The sequence below is a fragment of the Myxococcus sp. AS-1-15 genome, from assembly GCF_020037055.1.
GTDB classification, from domain to species: Bacteria; Myxococcota; Myxococcia; order Myxococcales; family Myxococcaceae; genus Myxococcus; species Myxococcus fulvus.
Window position 1 is genome coordinate 272964 of sequence record NZ_JAIQDF010000016.1, and the last position, 14783, is coordinate 287746.

The 14783-nt window shown below is 70.1% G+C and carries 10 protein-coding genes; all 10 read right to left on the minus strand.

Going from position 1 to position 14783, the window contains the following annotated elements:
• Nucleotides 1-7: 7 nt before the first annotated feature.
• The gene (locus K8625_RS34850; protein WP_223751308.1) at nt 8-1843 is read right to left on the minus strand and encodes an assimilatory sulfite reductase (NADPH) flavoprotein subunit; all 1836 of its coding nucleotides are present in this window, start codon (nt 1841-1843) and stop codon (nt 8-10) included.
• Entirely contained in the window at nt 1840-3558 is a 1719-nt protein-coding gene (locus K8625_RS34855; protein ID WP_223751309.1) for a GTP-binding protein, read from the minus strand. Before K8625_RS34855 ends, K8625_RS34850 begins: the two co-directional genes overlap by 4 nt.
• Nucleotides 3558-4475, minus strand: coding sequence for a sulfate adenylyltransferase subunit CysD (gene cysD, locus K8625_RS34860; RefSeq protein WP_223751310.1), 918 nt, complete (start codon nt 4473-4475; stop codon nt 3558-3560). Before cysD ends, K8625_RS34855 begins: the two co-directional genes overlap by 1 nt.
• Nucleotides 4468-5268 carry a uroporphyrinogen-III C-methyltransferase gene (gene cobA, locus K8625_RS34865; protein WP_223785114.1) on the minus strand — a complete coding sequence of 267 codons (801 nt, stop codon included), beginning with the start codon at nt 5266-5268 and terminating at the stop codon, nt 4468-4470. Before cobA ends, cysD begins: the two co-directional genes overlap by 8 nt.
• Nucleotides 5265-5921: a bifunctional precorrin-2 dehydrogenase/sirohydrochlorin ferrochelatase gene (locus K8625_RS34870; protein WP_223785115.1), complete on the minus strand. Its 657-nt coding sequence runs from the start codon at nt 5919-5921 to the stop codon at nt 5265-5267. Before K8625_RS34870 ends, cobA begins: the two co-directional genes overlap by 4 nt.
• Before the next feature lie 14 nt (nt 5922-5935).
• Nucleotides 5936-6670, minus strand: a complete 735-nt coding sequence (locus K8625_RS34875) for a phosphoadenylyl-sulfate reductase (protein WP_223785116.1) — start codon at nt 6668-6670, stop codon at nt 5936-5938.
• Nucleotides 6671-7160: 490 nt separating this feature from the next.
• Nucleotides 7161-8384, minus strand: coding sequence for an alpha-hydroxy acid oxidase (locus K8625_RS34880; protein WP_223785117.1), 1224 nt, complete (start codon nt 8382-8384; stop codon nt 7161-7163).
• An 84-nt stretch (nt 8385-8468) separates the two neighbouring features.
• Nucleotides 8469-9572: a serine hydrolase gene (locus tag K8625_RS34885; protein WP_223751315.1), complete on the minus strand. Its 1104-nt coding sequence runs from the start codon at nt 9570-9572 to the stop codon at nt 8469-8471.
• Nucleotides 9573-9587: 15 nt separating this feature from the next.
• The gene (locus K8625_RS34890) at nt 9588-10079 is read right to left on the minus strand and encodes a nuclear transport factor 2 family protein (RefSeq protein ID WP_223751316.1); all 492 of its coding nucleotides are present in this window, start codon (nt 10077-10079) and stop codon (nt 9588-9590) included.
• 99 nt (nt 10080-10178) lie between these two features.
• The coding region (locus tag K8625_RS34895; RefSeq protein WP_223785118.1) for a non-ribosomal peptide synthetase at nt 10179-14783 on the minus strand (4605 nt) is incomplete at its 5' end.

Sequence of the window (14783 nt, forward strand, 5' to 3'; positions counted from 1 at the left end):
TCGGGCTTCAGTAGACGTCACGCAGGTAGCGCCGCTCGTCCCGCAGGGATTTCAACCAGTCCTCGGCGTCCTCGCGGCCGCGAGCGCCGTGCTCGACGACGATGTCCACGAGTGCCTGATGGACATCCGGCGCCATGCGCTGGGCATCGCCGCACACGTAGATGGCCGCGCCTCCCTCCAGCCAGGCGTAGAGCTCCTTGCCCGACTCGCGCAGGCGCTGCTGCACATAGACCTTCTCCGCGGTGTCGCGCGAGAAGGCCACCGACAGCCGGTGCAGCGTCTTCTTCTTCAACGCCTCCAACCACTCCGTCTGGTACAGGAACTGGGTGCGGAAGTGCTGCTCGCCGAAGAAGAGCCAGTTGCGGCCCTTCGCGCCGGTCTCCGCGCGCTCCTGGACGAAGCCCCGGAACGGCGCCACTCCCGTGCCCGGACCAATCATCACCACGTCCCGCGCGCCGTCCTCCGGGAGCCGGAAGCGCTCGTTGCGCTCGACGAAGACGCGGACCGTGTCCGTCCCGTCCACACGCGTGGCCAGGTGGTGGGACGCCGTGCCCAGGTGCCGCGCGCCGAAGGCCGTGTAGTCGACCACCGCCACCGTCAGGTGCGCCTCCGCGCCCACGCGCTTGGGACTCGACGCAATCGAGTAGAGCCGAGGCGTCTGCTTCCTCAACGCGAGCACCAGCTCCGACGCGCTCCAGGGGGCGGGGTGCTGACGGAGCACATCGATGACCTGGTGCGAACGGAGCAGTGCACGGAAGGACTCCGAGCCCCCCGGAGACAGCAACGCGCCGAGCTCCTCGCTGCCGCCGAGCGCGGCCTGTCGCTCCAGGAATGGACGGCTCAGCCGTGTCAGCTCCAACTCCTCCGTCAGCCAGTGGCCGAGCGGCCAGGTCTTCCCATCGCGCGTCACCGGCTCCGAGCCATCGAGGCGCAGCGTGGTCAGCACCGCCTCCACCAACTCGGGACCATTCGGTGCCCACACCCCGAGCGCGTCGCCCGGGGTGTACTCGAGGCCCGAACCCTCCAACGACAGCTCCACGTGGCGCACGTCCTTGAGCGCGCCGCGCCCCGTGATTCGCTGGTTGGCCAGCACGGGCGCTGCGAACGGAGCCTGCTTGCTGACGACGGGGGCCGTGGAGCTGCCTCGCAAGGGAACGACGGTGGCGACGACGGGCGTGTGAGGCTCCAGCGCTTCCCGTGCGCGCTCCAGGGTCTGGTCCAGCCAGCCGGAGGCCACGGGCTCGAAGTCCAGGTCGCAGTCGGCGCGCGCCGCCAGCCGTGAAGCGCCCAACTCCGCCAGTCGCTCGTCGAGCTGTCGTCCCACCTCGCAGAACTTCGGATAGCTGGAGTCACCCAGCCCGAGCACCGCGTAGCGCAGCCCTTCCAACCGGGGCGCCCGCTTGCCCAGGAGGTGCTCGCAGAATCCGCGCGCGTCGTCGGGCGGGTCTCCATCGCCCTGCGTGCTGATGACCACCACGAGCAGCTTCTCCCGGGCCAGCTCCCGCACCGGATACTCGCTGGCTCTCACCAGGCGCACCGGCAACCCGGCGCGCTCCGTCTGCTGCTTGAAGCGCTCCGCGAGCAGGCGGCTGTTCCCCGTCTGCGTCCCGTAGACGATGGTGAGCGGCGCGACGGAGGGTTCCGCCGGTGGCGCGGCGTGAGTCACCGGTTGCACGCTGGGCGCGCGTGTCGCGAGCCCCGCGGCGTAGCCACTCAGCCAGTGCAGGGCCGAGGCATCCAACCCCTCCACCAGCCGCAGCAGCTGCGTGCCCCGCTCCGCGCCGAGCAGCGCGTCGACGAAGGGCGGGGTCGGAGTCATGCTCCCTGGAGACGAGACGCTCATGACCCGACCTCCGACGTCAGGCGCTCCACCCATTGCTCCAAGGTCTCGGTGTCGTCCAGCTCCCGCCACTGCGTCCGCGCCTCCTGGGCCTCCTCGCGCAGCACCCGGCGAAGCTGGGGCGCGTCCGCGTGGACCAGCGCCACCAGCCCCGCGCGTGACAGGGCGAGCGCGACCTCCACATCGCCCGCGACGGTCGCCACGACGCGGCCGAGGTCGAACAGCCTGCGCTCCAGCGCGAAGGCGCGACCCGCGGCCTCCGGTGTCGGGGGAAGCAGGACGATGGCGCCGGCCTGTCCCAGCCGCCGCTCACGCTCGACCTGGGACACCAGCGACGTGCCCGTGCGGGACACGGACTCGGCCGGGCCCAGCACCATCCCCGCGCCCACCGTGTCGTGGGTGAGGGCGTCGATGACGATGAAGGCGCCCGTGCGACGGTTCTCCTGGTACGCGTCGCACAGGAGCGGGCGGCGGCACACCAGTCGCACGCGGCCGATGTCGTTGAGCGCGAGCGCCTCCACGGGCGCCTCCGACAGGTCCTCCAGCTCCTTGCGCCACAGCACGCGCTCGACTTGCGCGGGGGTGGTGCGGGTGCCCTGCTTCACCAGGTAGCGGCGCGTTGCATCCAGCGGCTGCTCACCGAACCACACCAGCATGGCGTCCAGGTGCTGCAGGGACAGCGGCGGCTGGTCCACGTGGGAGAGCACGTCGCCCCGGCTCACGTCCACGTCGTCCGAGAGGCGCAGCGTGACGGACGCGGTCGCCGAGGCGTCCTCGCGCGGACCGTCGAATGTGTCGATGGCCTCCACCCGGGTCCTGCGTCCCGAGGGGAGCACCTGCACCTCGTCCCCCACGCGCACCGTGCCCGAGGCGACCTGTCCCGCCAGCCCTCGATAGTCCTGGTGCGGTCGAATCACGTACTGCACGGGGAAGCGGAACGGCGCGCCGTCCAGCCGGCGCTGATGCGGCAGGGACTCCAGCCAGCTCAAGAGCGTGCCGCCCTCGTGCCAGGGCGTGTGCGCGCTGGGGCGGGTGATGTTGTCGCCCCGGCTCGCGCTGACGGGGAACAGCCGCACGCCCTCGAAGCCCAGGGTGCGCGCGAAGTCCGCCAGCTCGCTGCCGATGCGCTCGAAGGTGGCGCGCTCGTAGCCCACCAGGTCCATCTTGTTCACCGCCACCGCGAGGTAGGGGATGCCCAGCAGCGAGGCGATGTACGCATGTCGCCGCGTCTGCGGCAGCACGCCCAGGCGCGCGTCCACCAGGATGACCCCCGCGTCCGCGGTGGAGGCCCCCGTGGCCATGTTGCGCGTGTACTGCAGGTGTCCCGGCGTGTCCGCGATGATGATCTTCCGGCGCGCCGTGGACAGGTAGCGGTAGGCGACGTCGATGGTGATGCCCTGCTCACGCTCGGCGCGCAGGCCATCGGTGAAGAGGGAGAAGTCCAGCTCCTCCTCGTCCCCCCCGCCGGCGGCGGCCTTGAGTCCCTGGGCCAGTGCCTCGGTGCGCGCGGCGGCGGCCCGCTTCGCGCTGGCCTTTCGCACGGCGGAGATCTGGTCCTCGAACAGCCCATCGCATTCGTACAGGAGCCGGCCGATGAGCGTGGACTTCCCATCGTCCACCGAGCCCACCACCGCGAGGCGCAGCAGGGCACGGTGGGCGTGCTCGTCGAGCAGGCGCTGGAGGTCGGGCTCGCGTGGAGCCTGGAGTGCGGTGTCCATCAGAAGTACCCCTCGCGCTTCTTCAGCTCCATGGAGCCTTCTTCGTCGTGGTCGATGAGCCGGCCCTGGCGCTCGGACTGTCGGGCGTGGACCATCTCGTGGATGACGGCCTCCACGGTGGTGGCCGAGGACTCGATGGCGCCGCTGAGCGGGTAGCAACCCAGCGTCCTGAAGCGCACCTTGCGCGGCGTGGGCTTCTCGCCGGGGCGCAGGCGCATGCGCTCGTCGTCCACCATCAGCAGGGTGCCGTTGCGCTCGATGATGGGCCGCTCGGCGGCGAAGTAGAGCGGCACCACGGGGATTCGCTCGCGCAGCACGTAGTGCCACACGTCCAGCTCCGTCCAGTTGGACAGGGGGAAGACGCGCATGCTCTCGCCCGCGTCGACGCGGCCGTTGTAGAGGTTCCACAGCTCCGGACGCTGACGGCGCGGGTCCCACTGACCGTGCTTGTCCCGGAACGAGAACACCCGCTCCTTGGCGCGGGACTTCTCCTCGTCGCGGCGGGCCCCACCGAAGGCGGCATCGAAGCCGTGCAGCGCGAGCGCCTCCAGCAGCGCCTGCGTCTTCATCGCGTGCGTGTACTTCTGGCTGCCGTGGTCGAACGGGTTGATGCCCTCGGCGAGCGCCTTGCGGTTCTGGTGCACCAGGAGCTTCAGCCCGTGCCGTGCCACGAAGCTGTCCCGGAACGTGTACATGTCCCGGAACTTCCACGTGGTGTCCACGTGCAGCAGGGGGAAGGGCAGGGGCGCGGGATGGAAGGCCTTGCGCGCCAGGTGCAGCAGCACCTGCGAGTCCTTGCCGATGCTGTAGAGCATCACCGGGTTGGCGAACTCGGCCACCGTCTCCCGGAGGATGTGGATGCTCTCCGCCTCCAGCTCCTCCAGGTGTGTGGCGCGAGCGTGTGTCGTGTCAGTCATGTCCGGCCTCCGCCCGACGAGGAAGGGGTTGTTCCGGCGCCGAGTCACGGCGCGCGGTGAGTGAGGCGAGCCGCGCACGCAGCGAGACCACCTCGCCCACGACCAGGAGCGCCGGGGAGCCAAGGCCCGCTTGCCGTGCCTGTCGGGCCACGTCTCCCAGCGTGGCCTCCACCACGCGTTGATGCTCCCAGGTGCCTGCCTCCACCAGCGCGGCGGGGGTCGTCGACGCGCGGCCCGCGGTGATGAGCGCTGTGGTCGTCTCCTCCAGCCGCTGCCCGGCCATGAACAGCACCAGTGTCTTTGCGCGTGCGAGGAAGGACCAGTCCGGCGCGCCTCCCGCGCGGAAGGCGGTGGCGAACGTCACCTCGCCGGACAGGTCCCGATGGGTGACGGGGATGGCCGCGGAGGCGGGGACGGCGATGCCCGCGGAGAGGCCGGGCACCACCTCGTAGGGGATGCCGGCGTCCTCCAGCGCGAGCGCCTCCTCCGCGCCTCGCCCGAAGACGAACGGGTCTCCGCCCTTGAGCCGCACCACGGCGCGACCCAGCCGGGCCTGCGCGATGAGCACGGCGTGGATGTCCTCCTGTCGGACGGAGTCGCCTCCGCCCTCCTTGCCCACGTAGATGAGCCGCGCATGGGGACGCGCGTGCTCCAGGACTCCGGGGTGGATGAGCCGGTCATGCACCACCGTGTCCGCTTCGCGCAGCAGGCGCGCGGCGCGCAGCGTGAGCAGCTCCGGGTCTCCCGGGCCCGCGCCCACCAGGTACACGCGACCTCTCGATGACTCCTTCATGTGGGCTCCCCCGACGACTTCCAGTGCTTCAATTCCGTGCGCAGCCGCGCGAAGGCCCGCGCCTGCTCCCCGCGCGCGAGCAGCACGCCCAGGTCTCCCTCCGCCAGTCGCTTGAGCAGCAGCTGGCGACGAGGGCCCCTGGGAAGCTGCCGCCTCAGCCACCCGCTCAGCCTCGCGAGCAGCACGTGGTGGGGCGCGATGTGCGCGGCGAGGACGCGGCGCAGGTGCCTCGCCAGCGCGGGGGCCTGCCCGGCGGTGGACACGGCCACGGTGATGGGACCACGGCGCTCCACCGAGGGCAGCGTGAAGTCACACAGCTCCGGCTCGTCCGCCGTGTTGACCCAGAGCCCTCGCGCCCGCGCCTCGGTGACGATGCGCTGGTTCACCGAGGCGTCATCGGTGGCCGTCAGCACCAGCGTGTGGCCCCGCGTGTCTCCGTCTTCATAGGTGCGTGGCACCCAGTCCAGCCGGCCTTCTCCGGCCAGCTTCGCGAGCGTCTGCGTGACGGTGGGCGCCACGAGCTGGAGGTGTGCGCCCGCCTCGAGGAGGGCCAGGGCGCGACCCTCGGCGACGGCACCACCTCCGACGAGCAGGACGCGGCGGCGCTCCAAGCGGAGGCAGATGGGATAGTCGACAGGAATGGCGGTCGTCATGGTGTGGCCTCGGTTCATCGGACGGGGTGGAGGCCGCATTCGCTGTGCTCGCGTGCCTCCCACCACCAGCGGCCCGCGCGTTCGTCTTCGTACGGCTTCACGGCGCGGGTGCAGGGCGCGCAGCCGATGGAGGGGTAGCCCCGGTCATGGAGCGCGTTGTAGGGGACGCCGTTCTCCTGGATGTAGGCCCAGACCTGCTGCCGGCTCCACGCCGCCAGGGGGTTGAGCTTGAGCAGCCCGCCATGCGCCGAATCGAGCTCGACGACGGAGACGTCCGTGCGGTTGAGGGACTGCTCGCGGCGCAGGCCCGTCAGCCACGCCTCCCTGCCATGCAGCGCGCGACGCAGGGGCGCGACCTTGCGGATGGCGCAGCACTCCTTGCGTGAGGCCAGGTCCTGGCGGAAGGAGAAGTAGCCCCGCGCGGACTCGAGCGCCTCCACCTGGGCGCGCTCGGGGAAGTACGTCTCCACCTCGATGCCGTAGCGCCTGCGGACGACCTCGATGAGCTCGTAGGTCTCGGGAGGCAGCCGCCCGGTGTCGAGCGTGAAGACGCGCACGCCGGGCGCGTGCTTGCGCGCCAGGTCGATGAGGACCATGTCCTCCGCGCCGAAGCTGGAGGCGATGGCCGCGCGTGAGCCGAGCCGCTGCTCCACCCATTCGAGGAGCGTCTGCGCGGTAGCTTCCCCGAGGGCGGTCGCCTCCGAGAGCAGCGGGGGGATTGCGGGTGAGGTGGACTGCGCGGAAGACACGGTGGGCTCCTGGGGAAAACAAAAGGCCCGCGCCTCTTTCGAGGGCGGGCCGCGCGAGCAGGTCAGGGGATGGATGGGACGGCTATCCACTCCTCGAGGCTCGTGGGCCGCCCGGAGGCGGACACACCACGCACGCACACGCCAGACAGCGACAGGCGGCCTTCACGTCAGCGCACGCGGACGCGCGGGCCCGCTGGAGGGCCGGCGACATGGCGGAGGGCTGGAGGAAGGCAAGGCGCATGGAGGAGCGACGAAGGGGGAACAGCGGTGTGCGGAAGGGGAGCGCCGGACCTCGGGGCGAGGTGGCGCTGGGCGAGGCACGAGGACTCAGGCAGCGTCCGACGCGCGCTTCAACAGCCCAGGCCCGAGCGGGCACAACAGGCACACCCCTGACAGCAGCGGCGGAACGGCGCGGCCATCGAGGTGGAAGGCATCAGCACGAAGCGCAAGCTAACGGCTGACATGGTGAGCCGTCAACCCACGCTCCGCTTCACGACTCGTGAGCCCCACCCGCGCGTCGTGGCAGGGCATGTGGCCCCAGGTGGGTGGACGTCGTGGCGCGCTCCAGGGACGCGGGGGCGTCGAGTCGCAGCGCCGAGCGGTCCAGCTCCGAGAGCCGCGGGCGGCCCAGCAGCGCGAGCGTGCGGTCGACCTCGGCGGTGAGGAGGTCCAACGCCTGCTCCACGCCGGCCTGTCCGTTCGCGGCCAGACCGTAGAGGAAGGGGCGGCCCACCATGCAGGCGCGAGCGCCCAGGGCGATGGCCTTCACGATGTCCGAGCCCCGGCGGATGCCGCCATCGAGGATGACCTCGGAGCGGCCCTCCACGGCGTCGACGACCTCGGGAAGCACGTCGATGGCGGCGGGGAGGAAGTCGAGCTGTCGTCCGCCGTGGTTCGACACGACGAGCGCCTCGACTCCGAGCGACACGGCCTTGCGCGCGTCCTCCGCGCACGAGATGCCCTTGAGCACGAGGGGGCCGGGCCAGATGGAGCGCAGCCACTCGACGTCCTTCCACGTGACGGCGGGGTCGAACTGGCTGTTGGTGAAGCGCGCCACGCCCACGGCGTTCGCCTGGGTGAGCGCGGGGTGGTCCACGAAGTTGCCGAAGGTGGCGCGTGGGCTGGACGTCATGCGCAGCACCCAGCCGAGGTGGCGCAGCACGTCCATCACGTTGGAGAAGTGCAGGCGCGGCGGGACGGTGAAGCCGTTGCGGCGGTCCTGCTCGCGGTTGCCCATGACGGGCACGTCCACGGTGAGGCACAGCGCGCGGTAGCCCGCGGCCTTCGCGCGCTCCACGAGGGACTGCGTGACGCTCCGGTCCTTCCAGACATAGAGCTGGAACCAGAGGGGCGCGGAGGACGCGGCGGCGACCTCTTCAATCGTCCCGATGGACATGGTGCTGAGGGTGAAGACGGCGCCCCGGCTCGCGGCGGCCTTGGCGGCCAGCTCTTCTCCACGGGGTGCGAGCAGGCCCGCGAGCCCCGTGGGGCCGAGGATGATGGGCGTGGCGAGCCGCTCACCCAGGAGCGTGACGGAGTGGTCGATGACGCTCACGTCCACGAGCGAGCGGGCACGGAAGAGATAGCGCTCGAAGCTCCGTCGATTCGCGTCGGCGGTGAAGCCGTCGTCCGAGGCGCCCTCGACATAGTCGAAGACGGTCCGGGGCAGCCGCCGCCGCGCGCGCTGACGCAGGTCCTCGATGCTGACGCTCACGATGCGGGCTCCCGGGAAGCGACGACGCTTCCGAGGATAGCAGCCCTGGCTTGGACTGCGTCACCCAGGCGACGAGCCGCGGGGTTACTCGTCAAGCTCCGCGCGCGAGCGGCTCCCGGGCTCGAACCCCAGAGCCAGCTCCTTCAGCTCGAACGTCAGCTCGCGGATGGGGAAGGGCCGCACGTTCCCGAGGACAATCACGGTCAGTCGGTCCTCGGTGTAGTGGTGGAGATTGGAGAGGAAGCCATCCATCGAGCCTCCGTGCCGCACCAGCACGCCGCGCTCCTGGACGCCGGGGCCTCGCTGGTAGGGCTGAATCCGGAAGCCATAGCCGTAGTAGCCCTGCTCGCGCGTCCCTCCTGTGAACAGCCGCGTCCTGCTCTCCGCGGAGAGCCACTTCACTCCGAAGAGCGCCTGGGCCCAGGTGTACAGGTCATCGACCGTCGCGTAGATGTCGCCCGAGCCCAGGGCATAGGAGACGTTGTTCTCGTCGCGTGAAACGCCCAGCAAGCCCTTGGCGTAGCCGAATGACCGCTTGGGCGGGACGTTCGTGGCGCGCTCGATGCCCGAGTCCGACATCGCGAGCGGACCGAAGGTCTTCGCCTGGAGCACCTGCGCATGGGACCTCCCCGTGACGGCTTCGATGACGAGGGCCGCGAGGTGGTAGTTCAGATTGGAGTACTCGTACTTCGTTCCAGGCTTGAACGAGAGTCGCGCGGTGTTGATGAGCCGCAATATCTCCTCGGAGGAGACATCCGTCTTGGACTCGCGCTCCACCAGGGAGTCCAGGTGCGTGGGCAGTCCGGACTGCTGCTTGAGCAGCAGGTGGAGCGTCAGGCTGTTGCCCAGGTCGGCGCGCAGCTTCGGGAGGTAGCGCGAAATGGGCGTCTGGAGGTCCAGGGTGCCATCCTCCACCAACTGCATCACCGTCACGGCGGTGAAGGACTTGGTGAGAGAGCCGATGAGGAACTGGGAGTCCACCTGATTGGGGCGCTTGCCCTTCTCGTCCGCCAGTCCGTACGCGGCACGATGAATCACCTTCCCGTCCTTCGCGACGAGCACCGCGCCGCGAAAACCCTCCTTGTCGACATAGGTCCGGAGGTGGGCGTCGAGTTTCGCGGCGACGGGGTCCTGGGGCGCGGCCCCCAAGCAGAAGGACGCGAGGGCGAGGACAGAGAGGAGGGCCATGTCGTTTCACCCGCCCTAGTTGTTGGACCAGATGACGGAGGCGATCTTCCAGCCCGAGTCCGTGTTCACCAGGTGCCAGCTCTCCTGTCCTCGGTTGATGACGCGGTCATCGAAGAGGAAGGTGAACTCGAAGGAGACCGAGGCGATGGTTCCGTCCGTGTCGATGCGGACGTTGATGAACTTCTCCTCGCTGCGCCCCTTGTCCGCCACGATTCCGTCGATGAACCGCGTCGGAGTCTCGCGTGCCGTCAGATTGATTCGGGTCGCCTGGGGGTTCTTCTGACGACGGCGCTTCATGAGCTCGTCGCCATCGACGGACTGCCAGGTGATGTCCTCGCGCAGGAACAAGCCGAGGAACTTCTTCTTGTCCTTCTGGAGGATGGCGTCGCGGAAGTCGTCGACCACGGCGGTGATCTGCTGACGCGCCGCGGTGGTGTCCTTGGCTGTTGCTTGCGCGAAGGCGGGCAGCGACACGAGACAGGAGAGCAGCAGGAGAGACAGCTTCACGCGGGCTCCGTGACAGGACGGCGGGGTGTGTTCGCGCGGCGGACCTGGAAACCCAGGGCCGCCGCGCTTATTCCGTCGTGTCGCGCCTGACGGGAGACGTCAGGCCGCGTCCCGCTTCAGCGCCGCGAGGAGCTGCTCGAACAGCGCCGCGAGCGTGTCGACATGCGGCGCGCGCAGCATCGTGTAGTGGTCTCCCGGGACCTCGTGCACCGTGGGCGCGGTCGCGAGCCACGCACCCCAGCCGAGGTCCGGCGTCACCGTCACGCCTTCGAGCGGCGTGCTGGCCCGGATGAGCACGCTGGGCCCTTCGTACGGCGCGCCCGTGGGGACGTAGGCCCGCTGTGCGGCGCTCATCCGCTGATAGAGGGCGAAGAGCCGCTCCGCCGTGTCGAGGTCCAACGCCAACCCCGGGGAGGCGACCCGCGCCTGCTCCAGCAGATACGCCAGTCGCTCGCGCCCCTCGAGCCGCGTCAGTTGCTCCCGGTCCACTGGCAGCCCCCGCCACGGCAGCCCCAGGATGTGCGCGAACGAGACCAGCTGCGTGAGCGCCTCGGGGGCGGGGCGCGGCTCCGGCTTGGGCGCGTGGCTGTCGACCAGGACCAGCAGCTCCACCTGCTCACCCTGCGCCTGGAGTCGACGCGCCATCTCGTGCGCGACGAGCCCGCCGAAGGACCAGCCCGCGAGCAGGTACGGCCCCTTGGGCTGCACGACGCGAAGCTGCGACAGGTAGTCGCGCGCGAGGACCTCGACCGAGGCCGGAGGCAGCTCTCCCCCGTCGAGCCCGCTGGCGGAGAAGCCGTGGATGGGACGGCTCGGCGTGAGCCCGCGCACCAGCTCCGTGTAGCCCAGCGCGCTGCCGCCGCCGCCGTGGACGAGGAACAGCGGGCGCTCGGTGGACGTGCCCGCGTCGAGTCGCACGAGGTTCGGCAGGGCGCGCACTCCGGCTTGCTGCACTTCGAGCACGGAGGCCAGTCGCTCGATGCTGGAGCCCTGGAAGAGCGCGGTGACGGGGAGCGAGCTGCCCGTCCGCTCGCGAATCCGCGCCATCAAGCGGATGGCGAGCAGCGAGTGGCCACCCAGCTCGAAGAAGTCATCCGAGACGCCGACCTGGGGGACTCGGAGGACGTCCGCCCAGATGGACGCGAGCAGCTCCTCGGTAGGCGTGCGCGGCGCGACGTACGTCTCGGACGGTGCGCCGAGGACGGACTCGGGAGCCGGCAGCGACTTGCGGTCCAGCTTCGCGTTCGCGGTGAGCGGGAGCGCGGCGAGCCGCAGCAGGGACGACGGCACCATGAACTCGGGTAGCCGCGACTTGAGGAAGGCGCGCAGCGACGTCGTGTCCACGTCGTCACCCACGAAGTAGCCGACGAGGCGCTTGTCACCAGGGACGTCCTCGCGCGCGATGGCCACGGCCTCCCGGATGGCGGGATGCGCGAGCAGGGCCGACTCGACCTCGGACAGCTCGATGCGGAAGCCTCGGACCTTGACCTGCGCGTCCGCGCGGCCGACGAAGTCCAGCAGGCCGTCATGCCGCCAGCGAACGAGGTCGCCGGTGCGGTAGAGGCGAGCGCCGGGCTCGGAGGAGAACGGGTCGGGGATGAAGCGCTCCGCGGTGAGCGAAGGCTGGCCGACGTAGCCCCGCGCGAGGCCCTCGCCGCCGATGAACAGCTCGCCCGTGACACCGACGGGGACGGGCTGAAGCGACGCGTCCAGGACCCGGACGCTCGTGCCGAGGATGGGGCGGCCGATGGGCAGCGTGGTCCCGATGTCCTCCACGCCCTCGATGGTGAACATCGTGGCGAAGACCGTGGTCTCGGTGGGGCCGTAGGCGTGGCCCACGGGCACTCCCCACTCCGTCAGCGCGCGGCGGACGTGGAGCGGCGAGACGACGTCGCCGCCCGTGAGGACGCGCTGGAGCGAGGCGGGCGCGGGCAGACGGGCCTCGACGAGCTGCGCGAACAGACCACTGGTCGCCCAGAGCGTGGTGACGCCGTGGCGGGCGATGGCCTGAAAGAGCTCCTCGAGCGAGGGCGCGTGCGGCGGGAGGATGACCAGTCGCGCGCCGTGCAGCAGCGCGCCCCAGATTTCGAACGTCGAGGCGTCGAAGGAGATGGGCGCGAGCAGCAGGTGCGTCTGCTCGGGACCGAACCGCGTGTAGTCGGTGCCAATGAGCGTGCGGATGACGTTGCGATGGGTGCTGCCAACGCCCTTGGGCCTGCCCGTGGAGCCGGACGTGAAGTCGACGTAGGCGAGCGAATCCGGGAGGGCGGCGTGCGGCACGGCGTCGATGGACTGGTGCGCCAGTGAGACCTCGTCCAGGAGGACCGTGGTGAGGCCCTCCGCGGGGAGGTTGGGGAGCAGAGCCCTCGTGGTGATGAGGGCTCCGGGCCGCGAGTCCTCGAGCATGGAGACCAGACGCTCCCGCGGATAGGACGTGTCGAGCGGGACGTAGGCGGCGCCGGCCTTGAGGATGGCGACCAGGGTGATGACGAGCTCGGGTGACCGCTCGAGGGCGAGCGCGACGCGGGAGTCCGTGGAGATGCCGAGGGCGCGCAGGTGTCGGGCGAGCTGGTTCGAGCGTTCGTCGAGCTGTCGGTACGTGAGGCTCGTATCGCCGTGGATGAGCGCGACGGCATCGGGAGTCTGGGCCACGACGCGGCCGAAGACCTCCGGGAGCGTGGAGTCCGTGGACACTCTCGCGGGCGCGAGGGCCCAGGTGCCGAGGACGTCGCGGCGCTCGTCCTCCGTGAGCATGGCGTGCTCGGAGAGGGCGGCCTCGGGGCGCTGGGTGATGGCCTCGACGAGCTGCTCGAAGTGCCGGGCCAGGCGCTCGATGGTGGCTCGCTCGAACAGGTCCGTGTTGTAGCCGAGTCCTCCGAAGACGCCGTCCGGGGTCTCCGTCAGGTTCAGCTGAAGCTCGAACTTGGCGGTGGCGACCACGGAGCCCACGTCGACCGGGCTCAGCGTCAGCTCGGTCTTCTGGATGGAGGACTCGGGCGTGTTCTGGAGGACGAACAGGGCCTGGAACAGGGGGCTGCGGCTCAGGTCGCGCGCGGGATGCAGCTCCTCGACGAGTCGCTCGAAGGGGATGTCCTGGTGCGCGTAGGCGCCGAGCGCGGTCTCACGCACCTGACGCAACAGCTCGACGAACGAAGCGCGTGGAGCGATGCGGGCACGGAAGACGAGCGTGTTGACGAAGAAGCCGATGAGGCCTTCGACCTCGGAGCGGTGACGGCCGGCGATGGGCGAGCCGACGGCGATGTCGTCCTGTCCGCTGTGCCGCGAGAGCAGCAGCTGCCACGCCGCGAGCAGCGCCATGAAGGGCGTGGAGCCTTCACGCTGGCAGAGCGCCTTGAGCTTCGCGGTGACGGCCTGGGGAATGAGGACGGGTTGCGTGGCGCCTCGGAAGGTCTGGAGCGGAGGCCGGGCCTTGTCGATGGGCATCGCCAGGGGCTGGATGCCCGTGAGCTGGTGCCGCCAGTAGTCGATCTGAGCGTCAAGGACAGGGCCCTGGAGCCAGGAGCGCTGCCAGACGGAGAAGTCGGCGTACTGGATGGAGAGAGGGGCGAGGGGAGAAGGCCTGCCGTGGGAGAAGGCGTCGTAGAGGGCGGCGACCTCCTGGATGAGGACACCCATGGACCAACCGTCGGAGACGATGTGGTGCATGTTGAGGGCGAGGACGTGCTCGGTGTCGCTGAGCTCCAGGAGCTGAGCGCGGATGAGCGGACCCGTGGAGAGGTCGAAGGGCCGCTGGTACTCCTCACGCAACCTTCGCTGGATCTCCGTGCGTGAGGACTCTTCGTCGAGTCCCCGCAGGTCGACCCGCGTCAGCGGTAGCTCTCCGTTCGGACTGACGCGCTGGAAGGGCTGACCGTCGTGCTCGAAGAAGGTCGTGCGCAGCGCTTCGTGGCGAGAGACGAGGGAGTCGAAGCTGAGCTGGAGGGCCTTCGAATCGAGTGGGCCTGAGAGGCGCACGAAGGAAGGCATGTTGTAGGTGGAGGAGCCGGGCTGGAGCTGGTCGATGAACCAGAGGCGCTGCTGGGCGAAGGAGAGGGGGAGAGGCCCGGTGCGAGGAACAGGGAGGATGGGAGGAGGCTGAGCGCCGAGGGCCTCGCGAGAAGCGGAGGAGATGCGCGAGGCGAGAGAGGCGACGGTGGGGGCCTCGAAGAGGGCCCGCAGAGGCAGCTCGACGCCGAAGGAAGAGCGGATGCGAGAGATGACCTGGGTGGCGAGGAGCGAGTGGCCACCGAGGGAGAAGAAGTTGTCGGTGACGCCAACGCGCTCCAGGCGAAGGACGGAGGAGAAGATGGAAGCGAGCTTCTCCTCGGCGGGATTGCGAGGAGCGACGAAGGAGGAGTCGCCACGCAAGGCGTCGACGTCCGGAGCAGGGAGACGGTTGCGAGCGAGCTTCCCGGAGGGAGTCAGGGGCAGGGCCGCCAGGGAGACGAAGGCGGAGGGCACCATGTACTCGGGGAGGCGCTGGAGGAGGAAGGCACGGAGGGCCTCTGCGTCAAGCGGAGTGTCAGTGCCGAGGACGACGTAGCCGATGAGGCGCTTGTCGCCCGGGACGTCCTCGCGGACGACGGCTGCGGCGTCACGCAGGCCCGGAGCCATGCGGAGGACGGACTCGACTTCGCCCAACTCGACACGGAAGCCACGCACCTTCACCTGGAAGTCGAGGCGGCCGAGGAACTCGAGGGTGCC

Bases quoted from the DNA above. Each gene is read 5' to 3' on its own strand.
- K8625_RS34850 (WP_223751308.1), bottom strand. From the start codon at position 1,843: ATGAGCGTCTCGTCTCCAGGGAGCATGACTCCGACCCCGCCCTTCGTC.
- cysD (WP_223751310.1), bottom strand. From the start codon at position 4,475: ATGACTGACACGACACACGCTCGCGCCACACACCTGGAGGAGCTGGAG.
- cobA (WP_223785114.1), bottom strand. From the start codon at position 5,268: ATGAAGGAGTCATCGAGAGGTCGCGTGTACCTGGTGGGCGCGGGCCCG.
- K8625_RS34870 (WP_223785115.1), bottom strand. From the start codon at position 5,921: ATGACGACCGCCATTCCTGTCGACTATCCCATCTGCCTCCGCTTGGAG.
- K8625_RS34885 (WP_223751315.1), bottom strand. From the start codon at position 9,572: ATGGCCCTCCTCTCTGTCCTCGCCCTCGCGTCCTTCTGCTTGGGGGCC.
- K8625_RS34855 (WP_223751309.1), bottom strand. From the start codon at position 3,558: ATGGACACCGCACTCCAGGCTCCACGCGAGCCCGACCTCCAGCGCCTG.